General features: G+C 52.6%; 17 protein-coding genes. 10 read left to right on the top strand and 7 right to left on the bottom strand.

Annotated features, from left to right (window positions below):
* Positions 1–182 precede the first annotated feature (182 nt).
* From ychF to LKD37_RS09950, 7 genes are all read right to left on the bottom strand, one after another.
* Positions 183–1,295 (bottom strand): redox-regulated ATPase YchF, encoded by a 1,113-nt coding sequence (ychF, locus tag LKD37_RS09980; RefSeq protein ID WP_302929074.1) that lies wholly within the window; start codon positions 1,293–1,295, stop codon positions 183–185.
* A 112-nt stretch (positions 1,296–1,407) separates the two neighbouring features.
* Positions 1,408–2,589 (bottom strand): tyrosine-type recombinase/integrase, encoded by a 1,182-nt coding sequence (locus tag LKD37_RS09975; protein WP_302929073.1) that lies wholly within the window; start codon positions 2,587–2,589, stop codon positions 1,408–1,410.
* Between the two features lie 104 nt (positions 2,590–2,693).
* Positions 2,694–2,897 (bottom strand): excisionase, encoded by a 204-nt coding sequence (locus tag LKD37_RS09970; protein WP_302929072.1) that lies wholly within the window; start codon positions 2,895–2,897, stop codon positions 2,694–2,696.
* Between the two features lie 589 nt (positions 2,898–3,486).
* Positions 3,487–4,674, bottom strand: a complete 1,188-nt coding sequence (locus tag LKD37_RS09965; protein ID WP_302929071.1) for an AI-2E family transporter — start codon at positions 4,672–4,674, stop codon at positions 3,487–3,489.
* A 34-nt stretch (positions 4,675–4,708) separates the two neighbouring features.
* Positions 4,709–5,356: a potassium channel family protein gene (locus tag LKD37_RS09960; RefSeq protein ID WP_302929070.1), complete on the bottom strand. Its 648-nt coding sequence runs from the start codon at positions 5,354–5,356 to the stop codon at positions 4,709–4,711.
* Between the two features lie 20 nt (positions 5,357–5,376).
* A complete protein-coding gene (locus tag LKD37_RS09955) occupies positions 5,377–6,720 on the bottom strand; it encodes a TrkH family potassium uptake protein (RefSeq protein WP_370686864.1) in 1,344 nt (447 codons plus the stop codon).
* A gap of 29 nt (positions 6,721–6,749) precedes the next feature.
* Entirely contained in the window at positions 6,750–8,000 is a 1,251-nt protein-coding gene (locus LKD37_RS09950) for an HlyC/CorC family transporter (protein WP_302929069.1), read from the bottom strand.
* Positions 8,001–8,316: 316 nt separating this feature from the next.
* Here LKD37_RS09950 and LKD37_RS09945 point away from each other — a divergent pair, with 316 nt between their 5' ends.
* From LKD37_RS09945 to LKD37_RS09900, 10 genes are all read left to right on the top strand, one after another.
* Positions 8,317–9,378 carry a sensor histidine kinase gene (locus LKD37_RS09945; RefSeq protein ID WP_302929068.1) on the top strand — a complete coding sequence of 354 codons (1,062 nt, stop codon included), beginning with the start codon at positions 8,317–8,319 and terminating at the stop codon, positions 9,376–9,378.
* Positions 9,368–10,081 carry a response regulator transcription factor gene (locus LKD37_RS09940; RefSeq protein WP_302929067.1) on the top strand — a complete coding sequence of 238 codons (714 nt, stop codon included), beginning with the start codon at positions 9,368–9,370 and terminating at the stop codon, positions 10,079–10,081. The genes LKD37_RS09945 and LKD37_RS09940 overlap by 11 nt, the downstream gene beginning before the upstream one ends.
* Before the next feature lie 107 nt (positions 10,082–10,188).
* A complete protein-coding gene (locus tag LKD37_RS09935; protein WP_302929066.1) occupies positions 10,189–10,863 on the top strand; it encodes a DUF6198 family protein in 675 nt (224 codons plus the stop codon).
* A 141-nt stretch (positions 10,864–11,004) separates the two neighbouring features.
* Positions 11,005–11,622, top strand: a complete 618-nt coding sequence (locus LKD37_RS09930) for a sugar transferase (RefSeq protein WP_302929065.1) — start codon at positions 11,005–11,007, stop codon at positions 11,620–11,622.
* Positions 11,619–12,716 (top strand): glycosyltransferase family 4 protein, encoded by a 1,098-nt coding sequence (locus LKD37_RS09925; RefSeq protein ID WP_302929064.1) that lies wholly within the window; start codon positions 11,619–11,621, stop codon positions 12,714–12,716. Before LKD37_RS09930 ends, LKD37_RS09925 begins: the two co-directional genes overlap by 4 nt.
* Before the next feature lie 2 nt (positions 12,717–12,718).
* Positions 12,719–13,873 carry an EpsG family protein gene (locus LKD37_RS09920; RefSeq protein WP_302929063.1) on the top strand — a complete coding sequence of 385 codons (1,155 nt, stop codon included), beginning with the start codon at positions 12,719–12,721 and terminating at the stop codon, positions 13,871–13,873.
* Between the two features lie 4 nt (positions 13,874–13,877).
* Entirely contained in the window at positions 13,878–14,792 is a 915-nt protein-coding gene (locus tag LKD37_RS09915) for a choline/ethanolamine kinase family protein (RefSeq protein WP_302929062.1), read from the top strand.
* Positions 14,773–15,504, top strand: a complete 732-nt coding sequence (locus LKD37_RS09910) for a sugar phosphate nucleotidyltransferase (protein ID WP_306414450.1) — start codon at positions 14,773–14,775, stop codon at positions 15,502–15,504. Before LKD37_RS09915 ends, LKD37_RS09910 begins: the two co-directional genes overlap by 20 nt.
* Before the next feature lie 3 nt (positions 15,505–15,507).
* Complete coding sequence (locus tag LKD37_RS09905; RefSeq protein WP_302929061.1) at positions 15,508–17,028, top strand: BCCT family transporter; 1,521 nt, start codon at positions 15,508–15,510, stop codon at positions 17,026–17,028.
* A complete protein-coding gene (locus LKD37_RS09900; RefSeq protein ID WP_302929060.1) occupies positions 17,025–17,861 on the top strand; it encodes a LicD family protein in 837 nt (278 codons plus the stop codon). The genes LKD37_RS09905 and LKD37_RS09900 overlap by 4 nt, the downstream gene beginning before the upstream one ends.
* Positions 17,862–17,872 lie beyond the last annotated feature (11 nt).

The following is a 17,872-nucleotide window of genomic DNA, read 5'->3' as shown; positions in this document are numbered from 1 at the left end:
GCAGCGGCCGGGCGCTGAAGGGCTTCGGAAAGGTCCTGTCCGGTCTGGGCCTGGTTATTCCAAAGAATCGCCGCCTCTTTTTGATCGGCGCCCCGCTCCTGCCCTGGGAATGGGTTGCGCCGGAAACAGGAACAGGCTGCGTGCCGCCCAGGGAAATGCCCTGCGGCACGCAGCCTGCTTGTTTACACGTTGAAGCGGAAATAGATCATGTCGCCGTCCTTGACCACATAGTCCTTGCCCTCGGACCGCAGCAGACCCTTTTCCTTGGCGGCGGCCACGCTGCCGCAGGCCATCATCTCGTCGAAGTTGATGGTCTCCGCCCGGATGAAGCCCCGCTCGATGTCGGAGTGAATCTTTCCGGCGGCCTGGGGGGCCTTGGTGCCCTTGCGGATGGTCCAGGCCCGGCACTCGTCCTTGCCGTAGGTCAGGAAGGAGATCAGGCCCAGCAGCTCATAGCTGCACTGGATCAGCCGGTCCAGGCCGGACTGCTCCACCCCCAGGTCCTCCAGGAACATGGCCCGCTCGTCGGGGTCGTCCAGCTGGGCGATGTCCTCCTCCAGCTTGGCGCAGATGGGCAGCACCTGGGCCCCTTCCTTTTGGGCCAGGTCCCGGACCATCCGGAAGTAGCGGTTGTTCTCGTGGTCGGCGAAGCCCGCCTCGTCCATGTTGGCGGCGTAGATGATGGGCTTCAGGCTCAGCAGGTCGGCGGTCTCCACAATGGCGCGGTCCTCGTCGCCGCAGTCGAAGGTGCGGGCGGACCTTCCGGCGTTGAGATGCTCCGCCAGGGCCCGGAATACCTCGGCCTCGTGCAGGAACTTCTTGTCGCCCTTGGCGGCCTTGGCGGCCTTCTCCACCCGGCGGTTCACCATCTCCAGGTCCGCCATGATCAGCTCCAGGTCGATGGTCTCGATGTCGCCCAGGGGGTCCACCGGCACGTTGGTCCCGGCGTCGGCCACCACGTGCATGATGTTCTCGTCGTCGAAGCAGCGCACCACATGGACGATGGCGTCGGTGCGGCGGATGTTCTCCAGGAACTTGTTGCCCAGGCCCGCCCCCTGGCTGGCGCCCTTCACCAGGCCCGCAATGTCCACAAATTCGATGACGGCGGGGGTCTTTTTGTCGGGCTGATACATCTCCGCCAGCTTATCAAGCCTTGCATCCGGCACGGCCACCATGCCCACGTTGGGCTCGATGGTGCAGAAGGGGTAGTTGGCGCTTTCGGCTCCGGCGTTGGTGATGGCGTTGAACAGCGTTGATTTGCCCACGTTGGGCAGTCCCACGATACCTAATTTCATTTGTACTCATTCTCCTTCGATTTTCCTTGATTTTCAAGGGGTTTCAGCGTTTGGTGTCTTGGCTGTTACACCATTTTTACACCATTTTCGCATTTGGCTTTATTGGATTTCATCAGACTACACCATTTTGCTGAAATTGCTTGATGGCATAATCCAGCGATTCGGCAGTCACATGAACATACCGATCCATTGTTGTTTTGATGCTGGCATGACCCAGCAGCTTTTGAAGAACCTTGGGCTGCACGCCGCATTCAATCGCTCGTGTGGCGTAGGTGTGGCGCAGGGCGTGCATGCAGAAATGCTCGATGCCCGCCTGATCACAGAGCCGGTATAAGTGGGTATCATAGGAACTGTTCTTCGCCGGTTCCCCGGTGCGCCAGTTGATAAAGACAAGATCGCGCATGACCAGCCGGGAGATTGCCCCCGTTCGCCGGTCGATATATTCCAGTGTTTGCGAGAGCAGCGGAGATTCCTTTTGCCAAGGGCGCTTGTCCTTGATTTCTTTCAGAATTTCATAGGCCCGATCTGTCAGCGGGATGGTACGATAGCTGTGCTGCGTTTTCGGTGGACCCGCACGCCAAAAATGCTGCTTGTGACGATACTCCAAGGTTTTATTGACCGTCAGCGTCCGATTCTGAAAATCTATCGCATCCCACGTCAGTCCGATCATCTCGCCGGTACGCAAGCCGGTTTCAAGGATCAGCGCGTACTGATTGTAGTTGTGGGAACGTTTCGCTGTTTCAAGAAACACACGCTGCTCATCACGGGTGAGGAACTTAATATCGTCTGTCGTACGAACCGGCTTTATAAACCGCACACCGTCCATTGGGTGCTTGGCAATCAGATCATTCATCTTCGCAGCCTTAAACATCGTACCCATCGTGATATAGGTCTGCCGGATGGTAGACCCTGCATAATCCGCATCCATGGAAAGCAGCACTTTTTTGCAGTGCATGGGCTTCACATCGGAAAGGAGCATTTTGCTGATGATGGGCTGGATATTCTGCTTATATCGCTCCCGATAATTTCGCAGGGTATTCGGTGCTAAATCGCCCACAATGTTCTCGATCCAAAATGAAAACCATGCGTCAACCGTCGTGTCTGAGGGACAAAACATATCTTCGTGCTTGTCGGCATATTTCGCCTGCTCGATCCAGTTACGCGCCTCGGGAATCGTCTGGAAATATTTCTCATGTCGTTTTCCTGCTTTGTCTACAAAACGTGCGTGATATAATCCGTCCTTTCTTTGGTAGATACCCTTACCGCATTCTTTGCCTTTTAAGTTTTTGCCCATTGTATACTCCTTTCCCGCAGAGAGAAAAGAGCCTACTGCAACAACATAATTATAGCAGATAGGTTCTTTTCTCTCAAGCTGTTTTTACAAATTATCTTTTGCTGTCAGATCACCAGCTTTTGACTGATGTACTCTTCAAACTCCCGGCGCTTCACCAGCTTTTTCGTCCCGACGAACAAAACGAAGGGGCAGTTGGGCGCTCTCAGCATACTGTCGATCTTGTTGATGCCGATGTTGCTGTATTCTGCCGTTTCTCTGGCGGTCAGTGTCATTTTGAGGTGGATGGGGACGGTGAGAATGTTGTCCATAGAAAATTCTCCTTTCTTGGCGGCTATGTAGACAAATAGAATTCGATTTCGCGGCTGCGAGGGAAATCGTATTGCCGTGCGGCTTTGGCGGTGCGGGAAGGCTTGCAATTCAAGGGCTTTTCGCCCCCAAACTGTCTACACCCGACCGCCGTTTCCGGGCGGATTTCGCCTTCTGCTGGCGGTGAACCTCCTTGGCGCAGGTCGGGCAATATTTTGCCCTCCCGGAGCGGGCGAGAATGCCCGTGCCGCAGACTTCGCAGCGGCGAAGTCTTTTTGGGTTGAGGATGGGTGCGGCAGGCGTTCGATGGGGTCAAGCTTGTGCATCTTCGCCCTCCTTTGCGATGAGCTTTGCGTCCGCTGGGTAGTTCAGCGTGATGAGGGCGGGCTTTCTCTGCCGTTTTTTAAGTATCAGAGAAGAAAAATGTCCCCGCTTTCGAAAAAGCGGGGACATCACGATCTGCGGATATTGGGATTTGATAGAATAGCAAGCACAGCCGCTGTCCGGACACGCAGCGATTTTGGGATAATCCCAAGCCCTTTGCATTTGGCTCGCAGCCTTTTATTCAGGAGGCAGCCGATCATGAATCATTCAGTGGTTGGTGCTTGCTTTCTTCATGAACTCCAGATAAAGACTGTACAACACAGCACAGACGGGTACGCTGAACAGCATCCCTAAGACGCCGAATGCTTCGCCGCCGATTGTAACAGCCATCAGCACAAGCAGTCCGGGAAGCCCAACGGACTTGCCGACCACCTTGGGATAAATCAGATTGCCCTCCACCTGCTGCAAAATGAGCAGAAAGAGAATGAACCACAGAGCCTTGCCGGGTTCTGCCAGCAGGATCAAAAACGCACCAAGACCGCCGCCGATCCATGCGCCGAAAATCGGCACCAGCGCAGTAACGGCCACAAACGCGGAGACCGCACCGGCATACGGGATCCCAAGAATCAGCATTCCAAAGAAGCACAGAACGCCGATGATGACCGCTTCGGTAAGCTGTCCGCTGACAAAATTTGTGAAGGTCTGGTTGGTCAGAGAGGCAATACTCAGAAGCCGCTGTGCCTTCTTTTGCGGAAGGACTGTTACAATGAGTTTTTTCAAATGTGCCGCGACGACTTCCTTCTTTGCAAGCAGATACAGCGCAAAGACAAGTCCCAAGAGAACATCCACCAAAGCCGACAGGACAGAGGTTGCCGCGCCCCACGTCACGGTGAGGATGCCGCTTCCCTCATCGCTGATCAAGGCGGTGACCTTCTCGATCAACAGGTCGGAGTCTATGGCGTATTCGGGCAGGACAATGTTATATTTTGCAGTAAACCGGACAACGCCTGTCCACCACCGCCCGATTTCCTCCACATAGGCCGGAATGTTTTGAATAAACTCGTCGCCGGACTCCCGCAGGCTGGGGATCATCATAAACACCACGGCAAACAGAATCCCAAGAACGAGCACGGTGCTTGCGCTCAGGCACACAGGGCGGGTCAGTTTTTCAGGAGCCCTTCGGCACACCTTGTTCCAGCAGCATTCCAACGGTCGAAGGACTACGTTGATCAAAAACGCAATCGCGCCACCGATCAGAAATGGCGTGAACAGCGCAAGCACCGTGCCGAGAAAACGCAAAACAGCGTCAAGGTTTACCAGTGCCCACGCAAATACAATCAGCAGCACCAATGCGCGGATAATGTAACGAATAATCGCCTTGTCCGGCCATTTGCGTTCCTGCGGCGCGGAATCCTCATTTCTGTTACCGGCTGTGTTTTGCGGTTTCTTCGCCATGTTTCTTCCTTTCCACTATTGTGCACAGGCCCATTCAAATCCGAAAGCACTTTTGCAGGGCTTTATACTCACCCATTGCCAGAATCGTTATGTCATCGGACAATACAGTGTCCGGCGTAACGGAAACATCCGTTTTTCCTGCACGCTTGATGCCGAGGATATTGATGCCGAACTTTCGGCGAACATCCAGTTCTCCAACGCTTTTCCCGACCCACGCCTCTGGCACCTGAACTTCAAAGATGGCGTGCTGCTCGTCGATCTCTATATAGTCAAAAATATGGTCGGCAGTGAATCGAATCGCTGCCCATTTTGCCATCTGCTTTTCGGGATAGACCACGTTATCTGCGCCGTTGCGGAGCAGAAACTTCGCCTGCACGTCGCGTTCGGCGCGGGATACCACGTATTTTGCGCCCAGCTCTTTCAGCAGCGAGGTGGTTTCCAGCGAGTTCTGGAAGTTGCCGCTGATGGTCACAAAACAAACATCAAAATTTCCGATACCGAGCGAACGCAGGAACTCCGCATTGGTGCTGTCACCGATCTGTGCGTTGGTGACAAACGGAAGCACATCGTTGATCCGCTCCTCGTTGGTATCGACTGCCATGACCTGATGCCCCAGTGGAGAGAGCTGCATGGCGATATGCCGCCCAAAGCGGCCTGCTCCAATCAATAAAACATTTTTCATGGGATAGACAACTCCTTTGCTTATCCAATCGTGATGCTTTCCTGCGGCAGCTTTGCGCTGCCGGTTTTCTTGCTGGACACCGCCGCGTAAATGAGCGTAAGCCCGCCAACCCTCCCCAGATACATCAGCGCGATCAATACCGCCTGCGAGGGAATGTGCAGCTGCGGCGTAATACCCAGAGTCAGTCCCACGGTGCCCACCGCCGACGCGGTTTCATATAGGCAGGGGGACAGCGGAAGATTCTCATATACGCTGATAAAGACGGCTCCCCCAAAGAACAGCGCAAGGTACATCGTCAGAATGGTCGCGGCGGTTTTGACGGCACTGCAATCGACTCTGCGACCAAAGAATTGAGCGCTGTCCCGCTGCCGGAAGCTCGCGGCAGCATTGGCAAGCAGAACAGCCAGCGTTGTGGTTTTCACGCCGCCTGCCGTGGAGCCGGGAGAACCGCCGATGAGCATCAGAAGGATCATCACGCCCAGCGATGCGCCGGACATGGCGGGTAGATCGACTGTGTTGAAGCCCGCCGTTCTCGGCGTGACCGATTGGAACAGGGCTGCCTGAACCCGCTCTCTGAGGGGAAGGGCATCAAAGTCCACAAAGAAGAAAAACAGCGCCGGAAAGACGATCAGCGTGAGTGTCGTAACGAGAATGACCTTGCTCTGCATTCGATAACGGTGGAAGTGCAGCTTGTTTTCGCAAATGTCATCCCATGTCAGAAAACCAATGCCGCCGGTTATGATCAGCAGCATGATCGTGATATTGATCACCGGATTTTGGACATAACCGGTAAGGGACGGATACAAGTTGTTGTTCGTTCCCAGAATGTCAAACCCCGCGTTGCAAAAGGCGGAGATGGAGTGAAATACCGCCATCCAGATCCCGCGCCATCCGTAGTCCCGGCAAAACACCGGCAGCATGGCAAGCGCGCCGATCAGTTCGATCAGAAATGTTCCCCGCAGGATGAACCGTGTCAGCCGGACGATCCCTCCGACCCTCGGCGCTGAGATGGCGTCCTGCATGGTGCTGCGCTGCATCAGAGAGATCCTTCGCCCGGACAGCAGCGCAAACGATGCCGCCACGGTGACAACACCAAGCCCGCCTATCTGAATCAGCGTCAGGATCACAGCCTGCCCAAAGACCGACCAATAGCTGCCGGTATCCTGCACCACAAGCCCCGTTACACAAACAGCGGAGGTCGCGGTAAACAGTGCCTCATGAAACGGCGTTACACACCGAGCTGTCGCAGAAATTGGCAGCATCAGCAGCAGTGCGCCCAGCAGGATTACCCCTGCAAAGCCCAATATGATGATTTGAAAAGACGAAAGACGATGCTTTCTGCAAACCATTTCTTCTGACATCATCCTCACTCCTTGTGAATTGCGCGATAGATTTATTGTGCGCAGGCCAAACACACGCCGCATTGCCTGACTGTGACAGAGGACACCCGATGCGCGCTCAGCCCGGAGACCGTGATCTCCAAATTTTGTGCAGTGAAGGAGTCTCCCTTGATGGGGACTCTATTGAGTTGCTCCATGACCCAGCCGCCGACAGAAACACTGTCCGATTCCAGCTTGACATCAAAGAATTCCATAAAATCTTCCAAACTGACGGAGCAGTCCACACGGTAGGTATTCTCGTCCAGCTTTTCAAAATCTTCTTCCACTTCGTCGTGTTCGTCCCAAATTTCACCAACCAGTTCTTCCAAAATATCCTCCATCGTAACAATACCGAGCGTGCCGCCAAAATCGTCTACAACGACGGCGACATGGGACTTCTGATGCTGGAGCATTTTTAGAATGTCGCGGATCTTCGTGTGCTGATAGACGAACAACGGTTCCGTCATGATTGCCGTAATGGGCTGATCCGTCATCTTGCCGTTGATATAGAAGTCCTTCTGATGAAGAACACCGACGATCTGATCGATGGTATCCCGGTAGACCAGCAGACGGGAGAAGCGGGACTGTGTAAAGGCTCTGGCAATTTCCTCGTGGCTCTCGTCGATGTCCACGGCCTCCAATTCGATGCGATGCGTCAGAATTTCCGCCGCCGTCAGGTCGCGGAACTCAAGGGCGTTGCGCAGCAGCTCACCCTCATTTTCGTCAATGCCGCCGTCCTGCTCCACGTCCTCCATGAAAAGGAGCAGTTCCTCGTGGGACATTTTTGCGTCGTCATTTGTCTTGAAGAAGCGAGAAACCAGCTTTTTCCACTGGGAAAAGAGAAAATTCAGCGGGGTCAGCACCCATATCCAGAGCCGGATAAAGGGCGCACTGAACATGGCAAAGCGCTCCGGCGTGTCCTTTGCAACGCTTTTGGGGGTGATCTCGCCAAAGATCAGGACAACGACCGTGACCACAATGGTGGAAACGGTCGCGCCGATGTCGCCGTAAAGTCCGACGAACAGAAGCGTGCCGATGGACGCCACCATGATATTGACGATATTGTTGCCGATCAGGATGGTGGAGATCAGCTTGTCATAATCTTCGGACAGCTTGAGCACCAGCGCTGCCCGCTTGTTTCCGTTGTCCGCCAACACCTTGAGGCGGGTCTTGTTCAGGGATGAAAACGCCGTTTCTGTGGCACTGAAATAGGCGGACATGGCAATGCAGACCACCATTGCGAAAATGCTTCCAAAATAATTCATTTCAAACTCCTTTATGTTCTGTTCGTATTATCGTACCAAGCAAAAAAAGGCACGCCTATACCCGATACCGCAGCAAAGGGCGTAGATATGCCACACATGAACAGAACATATAGGAGCTGTTACCGTTATCGTCGCTACTGTCGTTTTCCACGAAATTCTTCCTCCTTTTTGCTGTGTGCTTATATCATAGCATTTCTCCGGTGTAGATTCGGTAAAGAAACAAGTGCGGCGCAATATCCCCCTGTGAGAAATCTTGAAGCGCTTCTTTTCATGGAGTATAATAAAGATGTTAAAAAGCACCTTTGGAGAGATTGCCATGAAAAGCCGCCAACGACAAAAGGATATTTTATTTTCGCTCATCGTCTTTTTCAGCGCCTTTGCCGTCAATTTGCTGATTCAGAAGCTCTTTACCACGCAGACGCTGGTGCCCATGATCTTTGTGTTCGGCGTATTTTTGATCTCGCTGAAAACGCATGGGTATTGCTATGGCATCACTTCGGCGATCGTCAGTGTGTTTGCGGTGGATTTTGCCTTCACCTATCCCTATTATGTCTTTGGCTTTTTCGTAGAAGAAAGTATCCTATCCGCTGTCATCATGATGGTCGTCGCCGTTTCCACCAGTACGCTGAACATTCGCATCCGCGATCAGGAGAAGCTGCGCTCAGAAAACGAAAAGGAAAGAATGCGCGGCAATCTGCTGCGGGCGATCTCCCATGACCTGCGCACGCCCCTCACCTCCATATACGGGTCATCCTCCACGCTGCTCTCCAAGTATGATGAGCTGCCGAAGGAACAGCAGCTCAAGCTACTGGGAGAGATCCAGGAGGATAGCGAATGGCTCATCCGCATGGTCGAAAATCTCCTGTCCGTCACAAGGATCGACGGTGCAAAGGTCAAGGTCGTGAAGACGCCGACTGTTCTGGATGAACTGATCGACTCGGTTCTCATGAAGTTTTCCAAAAAGCATCCGAACCAGAAGGTCATCACGCAGATACCGGACGAGTTTGTGGATATTCCCATGGACTCGCTTCTCATCGAGCAGGTGCTGCTGAATCTTCTGGAAAACGCCGTGTTCCACGCAAAAGGCATGACGGAACTGATACTTTCCGTTTCCCTTGCGGGGGACAAGGCGGCATTTGAGGTCGCCGACAACGGCTGCGGCATTCCGGAGGATGCGCTTCAAAAGATTTTCAGCGGAAGCTATGAAAAGTCCGCCGCGCCGGTGGACGGGACCCGCCGCAATATGGGGATCGGACTATCTGTGTGCGCTGCCATCGTCAAGGCGCACGGCAGTGACATTACCGCGGAAAACAGGAAGAGCGGCGGTGCGGTATTCCGCTTTGCGCTGGAAAGAGGGGGTGAGGACGATGGGCAATAACAAGTACAAGATCCTGATCGTAGAGGACGAGGCCAATATCCGAAGCTTTATCAAAGCCAATCTGGAAACCAGTGACTATCAGGTGCTCTGCGCGGAGACCTGTGCGCTCGGCATAATGATGTACGCCTCCCATCGTCCGGATCTCATCGTTCTGGATCTCGGCCTGCCGGATCGGGATGGTTTGGACTTGATTCAGAAAGTCCGGGAATCGGACACCGTGCCCATCATTGTGCTCTCCGCCCGCTCCAACGAGCGGGACAAGGTGGAGGCGCTGGATCTGGGGGCGAATGATTATATCACCAAGCCCTTTGGCACGGAGGAATTGCTGGCCCGTATCCGCGCCGTTCTCCGCAGTCATCGGCACAGCGAAGAGGAAGAAAGCTCCCCCGGCGGAAAATTCCACCTTCAGGACCTGCTGATCGACTATGATACGCGGCAGGTCTTTGTTGGCAAAGAGGAGATCGACCTGACTCAGACGGAGTACAACATCATGGCGTTTCTCTCCGTCCATGCGGGGAAGGTGCTGACGTATGCCGCCATCATTCGGGCGGTCTGGGGGTATTCAGACTATGGCAGCGTCAAGAAGCTGCAAGTCAACATGAAGAACATCCGCAAGAAAATGGGCGTGACGCCCGGTGAAAAGCGCTACATCATCAATGAGCTTGGCGTCGGATACCGGATGCTGGCGGAGGATGAGGCATAGCGCTGCCAAAGTTCTGCGCCGCTTGACAGGCGTGGTACAACACAAATGAGCTTTTTCCGTTTCTATACCAAACGGAGAAGGCTCATTTTTTGTCTGGAGGATCAAAAATGAAGAGAACATTCAGCACGGAGCTTGCCTATGTATTCGGCATCGTATTTGTCGCGCTGGGCGTTGTCCTGATGGAAAAGGCCGACTTCGGCGTTTCCATGGTGGTCGCGCCTGCATACCTTCTTTACCGTTGGCTGTCTCCCGTGTGGAGCTTCGTCACCTTCGGCATGGCGGAATACTGCTTGCAGGCTGTGCTGCTGCTCGTCATGTGCCTGCTGCTGCGCTTCCGCGTGTCATATCTCTTCTCCTTTGTCACGGCGGTCGTCTACGGCTTTGTGCTGGACGCTTTCATGCTGCTTGGCGCCGCGCTTCCGGCGGGCAGCGTCTGGCTGCGCGTGATCTACTATGCGCTGGGGATGCTTTTTTGCGCGGCCGGTGTTTCCGCTATGTTCCACACCTATAGCAAGCACATCCGGTGTCCGGACACACGGTCAAAATGCGCGTTTCAGCCCTGCGGGCAGACTGCACATTTCGACTTTTGGGATGCTCCCAAACCCTGCCTGATTTTTGCAAAATCGCCGTGGATCCGGGGAATCGCACGCGAACTTAACGACATCTTTGCAATGACGCTTTTTTGTGATTTTGAAGCCTCTCAGGCCGCCATTTCCACGATGATTTCCTGGATTTTCACACGGAAATTGGCATACAGATTTTTACTGAATGCCATTGCGTAACTGCATTGTTTGCTGTATAATTAAATAGCCAAATAGTCATATCTCGCATAGCAGATCGCGGAATATGACTATTTGCGGGAGATTTTAAATTGTCCTTGCCGGGGGAATGATACCCTGCAAGACTGATAGGAACCGAATTACATGTACAGACGATATGTGAAGCGCATCATTGACGTGATTTTGTCACTGGTCGGTCTGATCCTGGCCTCGTGGCTGTACCTGCTCATCATGATTGCCATCGAGATCGACGATCCCGGCCCGGTGTTTTTCTCACAGAAGCGCGTGGGCATCCACAAAAAATATTTTCAGCTCTATAAATTCCGCAGCATGAAGATGTCCACGCCACACGATATGCCCACGCATCTTCTTGAGAATCCGGAGCAGTACATCACACGGGTGGGGAAATTCCTGCGCAAGACATCTCTGGATGAGATTCCACAGCTCTGGAACATCCTGCGGGGTGATATGAGCGTCATCGGCCCGCGCCCGGCCCTCTGGAATCAGGAGGACCTGCTGGCTGAGCGTGACAAGTACGGTGCCAACGATGTGAAGCCGGGCCTGTCCGGCTGGGCGCAGATCTGCGGCCGGGATGAGCTGGAGATTGCCGACAAGGCGCGTCTGGACGGCGAGTATGTGCAGCGTATGAGCTTCGGCTTTGATTGCCGCTGCTTCTTCGGAACGGCCATTTCCGCATTGCGCGGAGACGGTGTGGTAGAGGGCGGCACCGGGGAGCTGCACAGGATGGAGAACAAGAAATGAAGATTCTGATCGCAACCAACCATTCCTATATGTTCTACCGCTTCCGCAAGGAGCTGGTGGAGGCGTTGATGCAGGAGCACGAGGTCATTCTCAGCACGCCCTTTGTGGGGCATGAGGACGATCTGCAGGCCATGGGGCTGCGCTGCATCGAGACGGATATTGACCGCCGCAGCATCAACCCCTTCAAGGATATGAAGCTGCTGAAGACGTACCGGCAGATGCTGGACGAGCTTCAGCCGGACATGGTCGTTACCTATTCCATCAAGCCCAATATCTATATGGGCACAGCCTGCAAGGCCAAGGGTATCCCATACGTCGCCAACGTGCAGGGACTGGGCACGGCGTTTGAAAAGCCGGTGCTGTCGTCTGTGGTGTCGGTGATGTATCGCAGCGCTCTGCGCAAGGCAAAGACGGCGTTTTTCGAGAATGAGGAGAACGCGCAGTTCTTTCTGAATAAAAAGATCATCTCCCACCGGCAGGTAAGGGTGCTGCCCGGTGCGGGCATCAATCTGGACGAGTATCCCTGCGTTCCCATGGGGGATGACGGCGTGTGCAGTTTCCTGTTTGTGGGGCGCATTATGAAGGAAAAGGGCGTGGACGAGTTTTTCTCTGCGGCCAGAACGCTGAAAGCGGAATTTGGTGAGGAGGTCGCCTTCGATGTGGTGGGCTTTTATGAGGACGCCTACAAAGAGCAGGTGGATCAGCTGGTTGCCGATGGTATCGTGCGTTTTCATGGGTTCCAGACGGATGTGCATCCGTTTTATGAGGCGGCGGACTGTGTGGTGCTGCCGTCCTATCATGAGGGCATGTCCAACGTGCTGCTGGAGGGTGCCGCCACAGGCCGCGCCCTGATCACCAGCGATATCCCCGGCTGCCGTGAAGCAGTGGAGGATGGCGTCAGCGGGTATCTGTGTCCGGCGCAGGATGCAGAGGGCCTGACCCAAGCCATGCGTGATTTCGCGCAGCAATCCTTTGACCGGCAGGTGCAGATGGGGCAGAGTGGCCGCGCACTCGTTGAGCGTAAGTTTGATAAACAGCTTGTGGTGGCAAAGACGCTGGACGGCCTCGGCCTGCCTGCGGCAGTGAGGAGCTGAGCATGCGGCAGCTGATTTTGCTCTATTGGGGCTGCGTCTTTCTGATGTATCTGTCTCAGGTTTATTATCCCACGTCCATGCAGTTGGAGGGCCCCCAGACTGGGCGTTGCCACTTCATGCTGCGCAAGGCGGACGTGTTTATGATCGCTGCGATCGTGTGGATGACATGCTTTTCGTTCCTACGGACAAGCTATAACGATACGGGAACATATATCGCCCACTTTATGGACTCAGAGTCTGTCGCAGACTATTTTGCGAGAAACGGCCTTTTGGACTGGACGGGTAATCCTCTTTCGGAATTGTATCGTGATGCTATGCGCGATATCACGACTAACTATCATATTTACTTCTTTTTCCCAGCATTCCTCAGCAGTTTTGCGGTTGTTAAGCTTTGTAAGAAATACTCTGTCAGCCCTGCGCTTTCACTGCTTGTTTTTTTCTCTATCGGTACATATGTCATGTATATTGCGGCACTAAAGCAATGCTTTGCAATGTTTTTCCTGCTTTTGGCATTGCCGTATGCAATAGACAAGAAATATGTGAGATTTTACCTGCTGGTGTTTGTCGCGGTCCTGTTTCATACCCATGCATTCATGTTTGCAATTGTGCCGCTGCTTTTTGGAAAGCCGTGGGGGAAAGTTACCATTGCATTTTTCGGAGCTGCCCTTTTTGCAATGGCGACTTACGATGCAACCCTTGGTGCGTTTATGGAATATGCGCAGTCTATGGGAGCATTGGTGGCAGAGATCGAGGTGTTTGATAATAACGCCATCAACGTTCTGCGCGTTGCTGTTTACTGGGTGCCTGCGTTGCTCACATTAGTGTTTCGTAAGAGGCTTTTTTCAAACTCAACAAGGGCGGAAAATCTGTTTGCTAACATGAGCCTCATCAGCGCATTTATTTTGATGATCGGCCTGGTTCAGGCGGCAAATCTGTTTGCGCGAATGGCAGCATATTTTGAGATTGCCACGGCGATCACGCTTCCGTGGATGATAAAGAAGCTGTTCACCAAGCGTTCCGCGCAATATGTTACAGCTTGCGCAGCTGTGCTGTATTTCATCTATTTTCTGTACGAATTTGGCGTATCGAAAGGATTTGGCAGCGGATACTCATCTATCACACTGTGGCAGTTTATCACAAGTCTTTTTGGAGGTTAGGGTTATGATGGTCTCGGATGTTCCTCAAATAATTGAATCCTGTGGGTTTTGCCGCGCTGAGAAGGTTAAGAGTCTCCGGGCAATGAAAAGCGGAATGACCAACCGTTCCTATTCGTTCTGCATGGACGATAAGCGATATATTATCCGCATTCCGGGAGAGGGCACGGATCGCCTGATTAACCGCAAACAAGAGCACGCGGTATATAATGCAATTTCATCTCTGGGAATCAGCGAGGACGTTTATTATTTTGATCCAAAAACAGGAATTAAAATTGCGGCCTATTTAACGGATGCCCACGTCTGTGACAGCAGTAACTGGGAAGAAGTTGAGCGTTGTTTATCAGCATTAAAAAGATTCCATGCGCAGAAGCTGCACGTTTCTCATAGCTTCGATCTTTGGGAACGTCTCGCTTTCTATGAGAGCCTTTGGAATGGTGCGCCTTCCGTTTACGCGGATTATGATAAAACGAAGCAGACTGTCCTTAGCTTGAAAAGCTATATTGACGCACAGCCAAAGAGCATCCAGCTCTGTCATATCGATGCTGTTCCGGATAACTCCCTGTTTGTGACCGGAAAGGATGGAAGCGAGGAGATTAAGCTCACCGACTGGGAGTATGCTGGTATGCAGGACCCGCACTTGGACGTCGCAATGTTTATTATCTATGCAATGTACGATAGAGACTCAGCTGAGAAACTGATAGACCTGTATTTCTCTGATGGCTGCGATAAAGCCACCCGCCTGAAGATATATTGCTATATTGCTGTCAGTGGCCTTGTGTGGAGCAACTGGTGCGAGTTCAAGCGTCATTGCGGTGTGGAGTTCGGCGCTTATGCACAGCGACAGTATGATTACGCGAGAGAGTATACCAAAATCTTTTTCAAGGAATACAGAGAGGCATTTGGCAGAGATTATGTTTGAACATATTGTAGAACGTGCAATCATTATGGCTGCGGGCATCGGCCAGCGGCTGCGCCCTGTGACCCTGACGACTCCCAAACCGTTGGTCACAGTAAATGGCGTGTGCATGATCGATACGATCATCGCGGCGCTTCACGAGAATGAAATCCACGAGATTTATGTCGTGGTCGGATACCTAAAAGAGCAATTCTATGAATGGGCGAAGAAGTACAACGGCATTACGCTGATAGAAAATCCATGGTACGCGGAGTGCAATAACATCGCGTCCCTCTATGTCGCGCGTGAATACCTGAACAACGCGATTATTTTGGACGGCGATCAGATCATCCGCAACCCGGCGATCCTTCACCGGGAATTTACCCGCTCCGGGTATAGCTGCGCCTGGACAGACAGAGCTACAAACGAATGGCTGTTGACGGTTAAAAATGGGATCGTGACAAAATGCAGCCACACAGGCGGCAATCACGGCTGGCAGCTCTTCAGTGTGTCACGCTGGACAGCAGAAGATGGGCAGCGACTCAGAAAGCACTTGGAACTGGAATTTGTGCAAAACGAAAATCGGAGCATTTACTGGGATGATGTTGCAATGTTTTGCCACCCTGATGAGTACCAGTTCGGCGTTTACCCCATTTCAGCGGAAGATCTGCGCGAAATTGACAGCTTCACAGAGCTTTGCGAGGCGGATTCATCATATAGAGGAAGGGTTAATTGAGATATGAAGAAAAACACACTGAAAAAAGAGCTTGACTGGGTATCTATGCTGGTGCCGCTGGCAATCGTACTGACGGTATGTGCGCTGTTTATGATTTTTCCGGAAGGCTCCAAGCTCGTCCTTAGCGTGGTGCGCGGCTTTCTGGGGGATGACTTTGGCCTCTACTATGCACTGCTCGGCGTTGGCATCGTAGGCTGTACGCTTTACATAGCCTTTTCCAAATTCGGCAAGATCAAGCTTGGCGACTGTGAGAAGCCGCAATATCGCTCTTTTCAGTGGGGCACTATGATTTTTACATCCACCATGGCTGCGGATATTCTGTTTTATTCGCTGTGCGAGTGGGCGCTGTATGCCAATGAATCGCAGGTGGAAATGATGGGCGGCATGCAGAAATGGGCGTCCACTTACCCGCTTTTCCACTGGGGACCTATCGCGTGGGGCTTTTATATCGTGCTCGCGGTTGCATTCGGCTTTATGATCCATATCCGCGGCCGTGATAAGCAGAAATTCTCTGAAGCCTGCCGCCCCCTGCTGGGAAGCCGGGTAGATGGAGTTTTGGGGCGTGTGATCGACCTGACTGCGATTTTTGCGCTGATTGCGGGCACAGCGACGACGTTTTCTCTCGCAACGCCGCTGCTTTCCAGAGCAATCAGCCATGTGTTTGGCCTGCAGGACAGCATCGGGTTAACGATAGCAATCCTTTTGATGATCGCGGCAGTCTACACCTTTACGGTCTGGTTCGGCATGAAAGGAATCGCGAAGCTCGCCGCCATTTGCAGTTATTGCTTTTTTGCACTGCTTGCATACGTTCTGTTTGGAGGCGGTGAAACCCGGTATATTCTTGAAACAGGTTTTTCTGCCATAGGCAATCTTGTCCAGAATTTTATCGGCCTGTCAACATGGATGGATCCGTTGCGGGAAACGAGTTTCCCGCAAAATTGGACGATCTATTACTGGGCATATTGGATGGTCTGGTGCGTTGCGACACCGGGCGTGATCAGCAAGGGACGCACGATCCGCAATACCATTCTCGGCGGCTACGGCTGGGGGCTTGCAGGGACGTTTACCTCGTTCATTATCCTTGGAAATTACGGCCTTGCGCAGCAGCTTAAACACGGCCTTGATATTACGGGCTTTGTCGCAGCGGGCGGGGACTATTCCGAGGCAATTATGAAGATCTTTGATACGCTTCCGCTAACGGAGGTCGGCCTGATTCTGCTGGCGGTTACAATGATTGCCTTCTACTCCACCACGTTTGATGCGCTGACAATGGTTGTTTCGAGCTATTCGTACAAGAGGTTGAAGCCGGAGCAAGAGCCGGATAAAAGAGTCCGCACCTTCTGGGCTGTGGTATTCATTCTTCTGCCTATAGCGTTGATATTCTCTGAGAATTCCATGCACAGTCTGCAATCTGTATCAATCATCGCGGCATTTCCCATTGGAATTATCATCCTCATTATCGTAGCGAGCTTCTTCAGGGATGCGTCCGGCTACTTACAGGAGAGAAAGGACACACAGGCATGAAGCAAATACCAGATCAGCTCCAGCGGCAGATTTGGGCAACCGAGCAGGAGATATTGGATGTGATCCATCAGGTCTGTACGGAGTATGGGCTGCGGTATTCTCTGGCGTATGGTACGTTGATTGGCGCTGTGCGGCATAAGGGCTTTATCCCGTGGGACGATGATATTGACTTGATGATGCCGCGGGAGGACTATGAAAAGCTTCTTGCCATCTGGAATGAAGCCGCACCAAAGGGGTATATTCTGCAAAACACACGAACAGATCCAGATTTCACACAAAATTTCACCAAAATCAGGAAGGATCATACAACGTTTTTGCAGGGCGAATCTGAGCGGGAAAAGCACTATCACAAAGGGATATTCGTTGATATTTTTCCCGGCGATCGAGTTGCCCCCAGCAAGTTGGGGAAAACCGTTCAGTACATTGCCTGCGCTGTGAACCTGCTGTACAGCCGAGGGCATACAAGTGGTTCCGGCGGATTGATTGGAAAAGTCGAAAATATCTTACTCAGGGCGCCAAAGAAAAAATACGCCACAAGACGCGAACGTGCTGAAAAATCAATTCGCAGATGGAACGGCAATGCGACCCTGCAATATGTATTTCCAAACACCATCGGGTGCAGCCGCAAACTTTATCCTGCAAATTTGTTTGAAAACCTGAAAGCGATGGAGTTTAACGGAAAACAATATATGTGTGCTGCGGATCCAGATACGATGCTGCGTATAGAGTATGGCGATTATATGCAGCTTCCGCCGGAGGAAGAGCGGGTATGGAAGCATCATCCGATCTTGATTGATTTCGAACACAATTATGAGGAGCTTATGCAAGGATAAGAGGCAAAGGT

This window comes from Brotocaccenecus cirricatena (assembly GCF_020687045.1).
Taxonomy (GTDB): domain Bacteria; phylum Bacillota; class Clostridia; order Oscillospirales; family Oscillospiraceae; genus Vescimonas; species Vescimonas cirricatena.
Note: the sequence above shows the minus strand (reverse complement) of the source record. Positions and strands in the feature narration are given on the sequence as shown.

What these genes read in the sequence shown, in the direction of transcription:
- ychF (WP_302929074.1), bottom strand. Translation starts at nt 1,295, where the DNA reads ATGAAATTAGGTATCGTGGGACTGCCCAACGTGGGCAAATCAACGCTG.
- LKD37_RS09975 (WP_302929073.1), bottom strand. Translation starts at nt 2,589, where the DNA reads ATGGGCAAAAACTTAAAAGGCAAAGAATGCGGTAAGGGTATCTACCAA.
- LKD37_RS09970 (WP_302929072.1), bottom strand. Translation starts at nt 2,897, where the DNA reads ATGGACAACATTCTCACCGTCCCCATCCACCTCAAAATGACACTGACC.
- LKD37_RS09965 (WP_302929071.1), bottom strand. Translation starts at nt 4,674, where the DNA reads ATGGCGAAGAAACCGCAAAACACAGCCGGTAACAGAAATGAGGATTCC.
- LKD37_RS09960 (WP_302929070.1), bottom strand. Translation starts at nt 5,356, where the DNA reads ATGAAAAATGTTTTATTGATTGGAGCAGGCCGCTTTGGGCGGCATATC.
- LKD37_RS09955 (WP_370686864.1), bottom strand. Translation starts at nt 6,720, where the DNA reads ATGATGTCAGAAGAAATGGTTTGCAGAAAGCATCGTCTTTCGTCTTTT.
- LKD37_RS09950 (WP_302929069.1), bottom strand. Translation starts at nt 8,000, where the DNA reads ATGAATTATTTTGGAAGCATTTTCGCAATGGTGGTCTGCATTGCCATG.
- LKD37_RS09945 (WP_302929068.1), top strand. Translation starts at nt 8,317, where the DNA reads ATGAAAAGCCGCCAACGACAAAAGGATATTTTATTTTCGCTCATCGTC.
- LKD37_RS09940 (WP_302929067.1), top strand. Translation starts at nt 9,368, where the DNA reads ATGGGCAATAACAAGTACAAGATCCTGATCGTAGAGGACGAGGCCAAT.
- LKD37_RS09935 (WP_302929066.1), top strand. Translation starts at nt 10,189, where the DNA reads ATGAAGAGAACATTCAGCACGGAGCTTGCCTATGTATTCGGCATCGTA.
- LKD37_RS09930 (WP_302929065.1), top strand. Translation starts at nt 11,005, where the DNA reads ATGTACAGACGATATGTGAAGCGCATCATTGACGTGATTTTGTCACTG.
- LKD37_RS09925 (WP_302929064.1), top strand. Translation starts at nt 11,619, where the DNA reads ATGAAGATTCTGATCGCAACCAACCATTCCTATATGTTCTACCGCTTC.
- LKD37_RS09920 (WP_302929063.1), top strand. Translation starts at nt 12,719, where the DNA reads ATGCGGCAGCTGATTTTGCTCTATTGGGGCTGCGTCTTTCTGATGTAT.
- LKD37_RS09915 (WP_302929062.1), top strand. Translation starts at nt 13,878, where the DNA reads ATGATGGTCTCGGATGTTCCTCAAATAATTGAATCCTGTGGGTTTTGC.
- LKD37_RS09905 (WP_302929061.1), top strand. Translation starts at nt 15,508, where the DNA reads ATGAAGAAAAACACACTGAAAAAAGAGCTTGACTGGGTATCTATGCTG.
- LKD37_RS09900 (WP_302929060.1), top strand. Translation starts at nt 17,025, where the DNA reads ATGAAGCAAATACCAGATCAGCTCCAGCGGCAGATTTGGGCAACCGAG.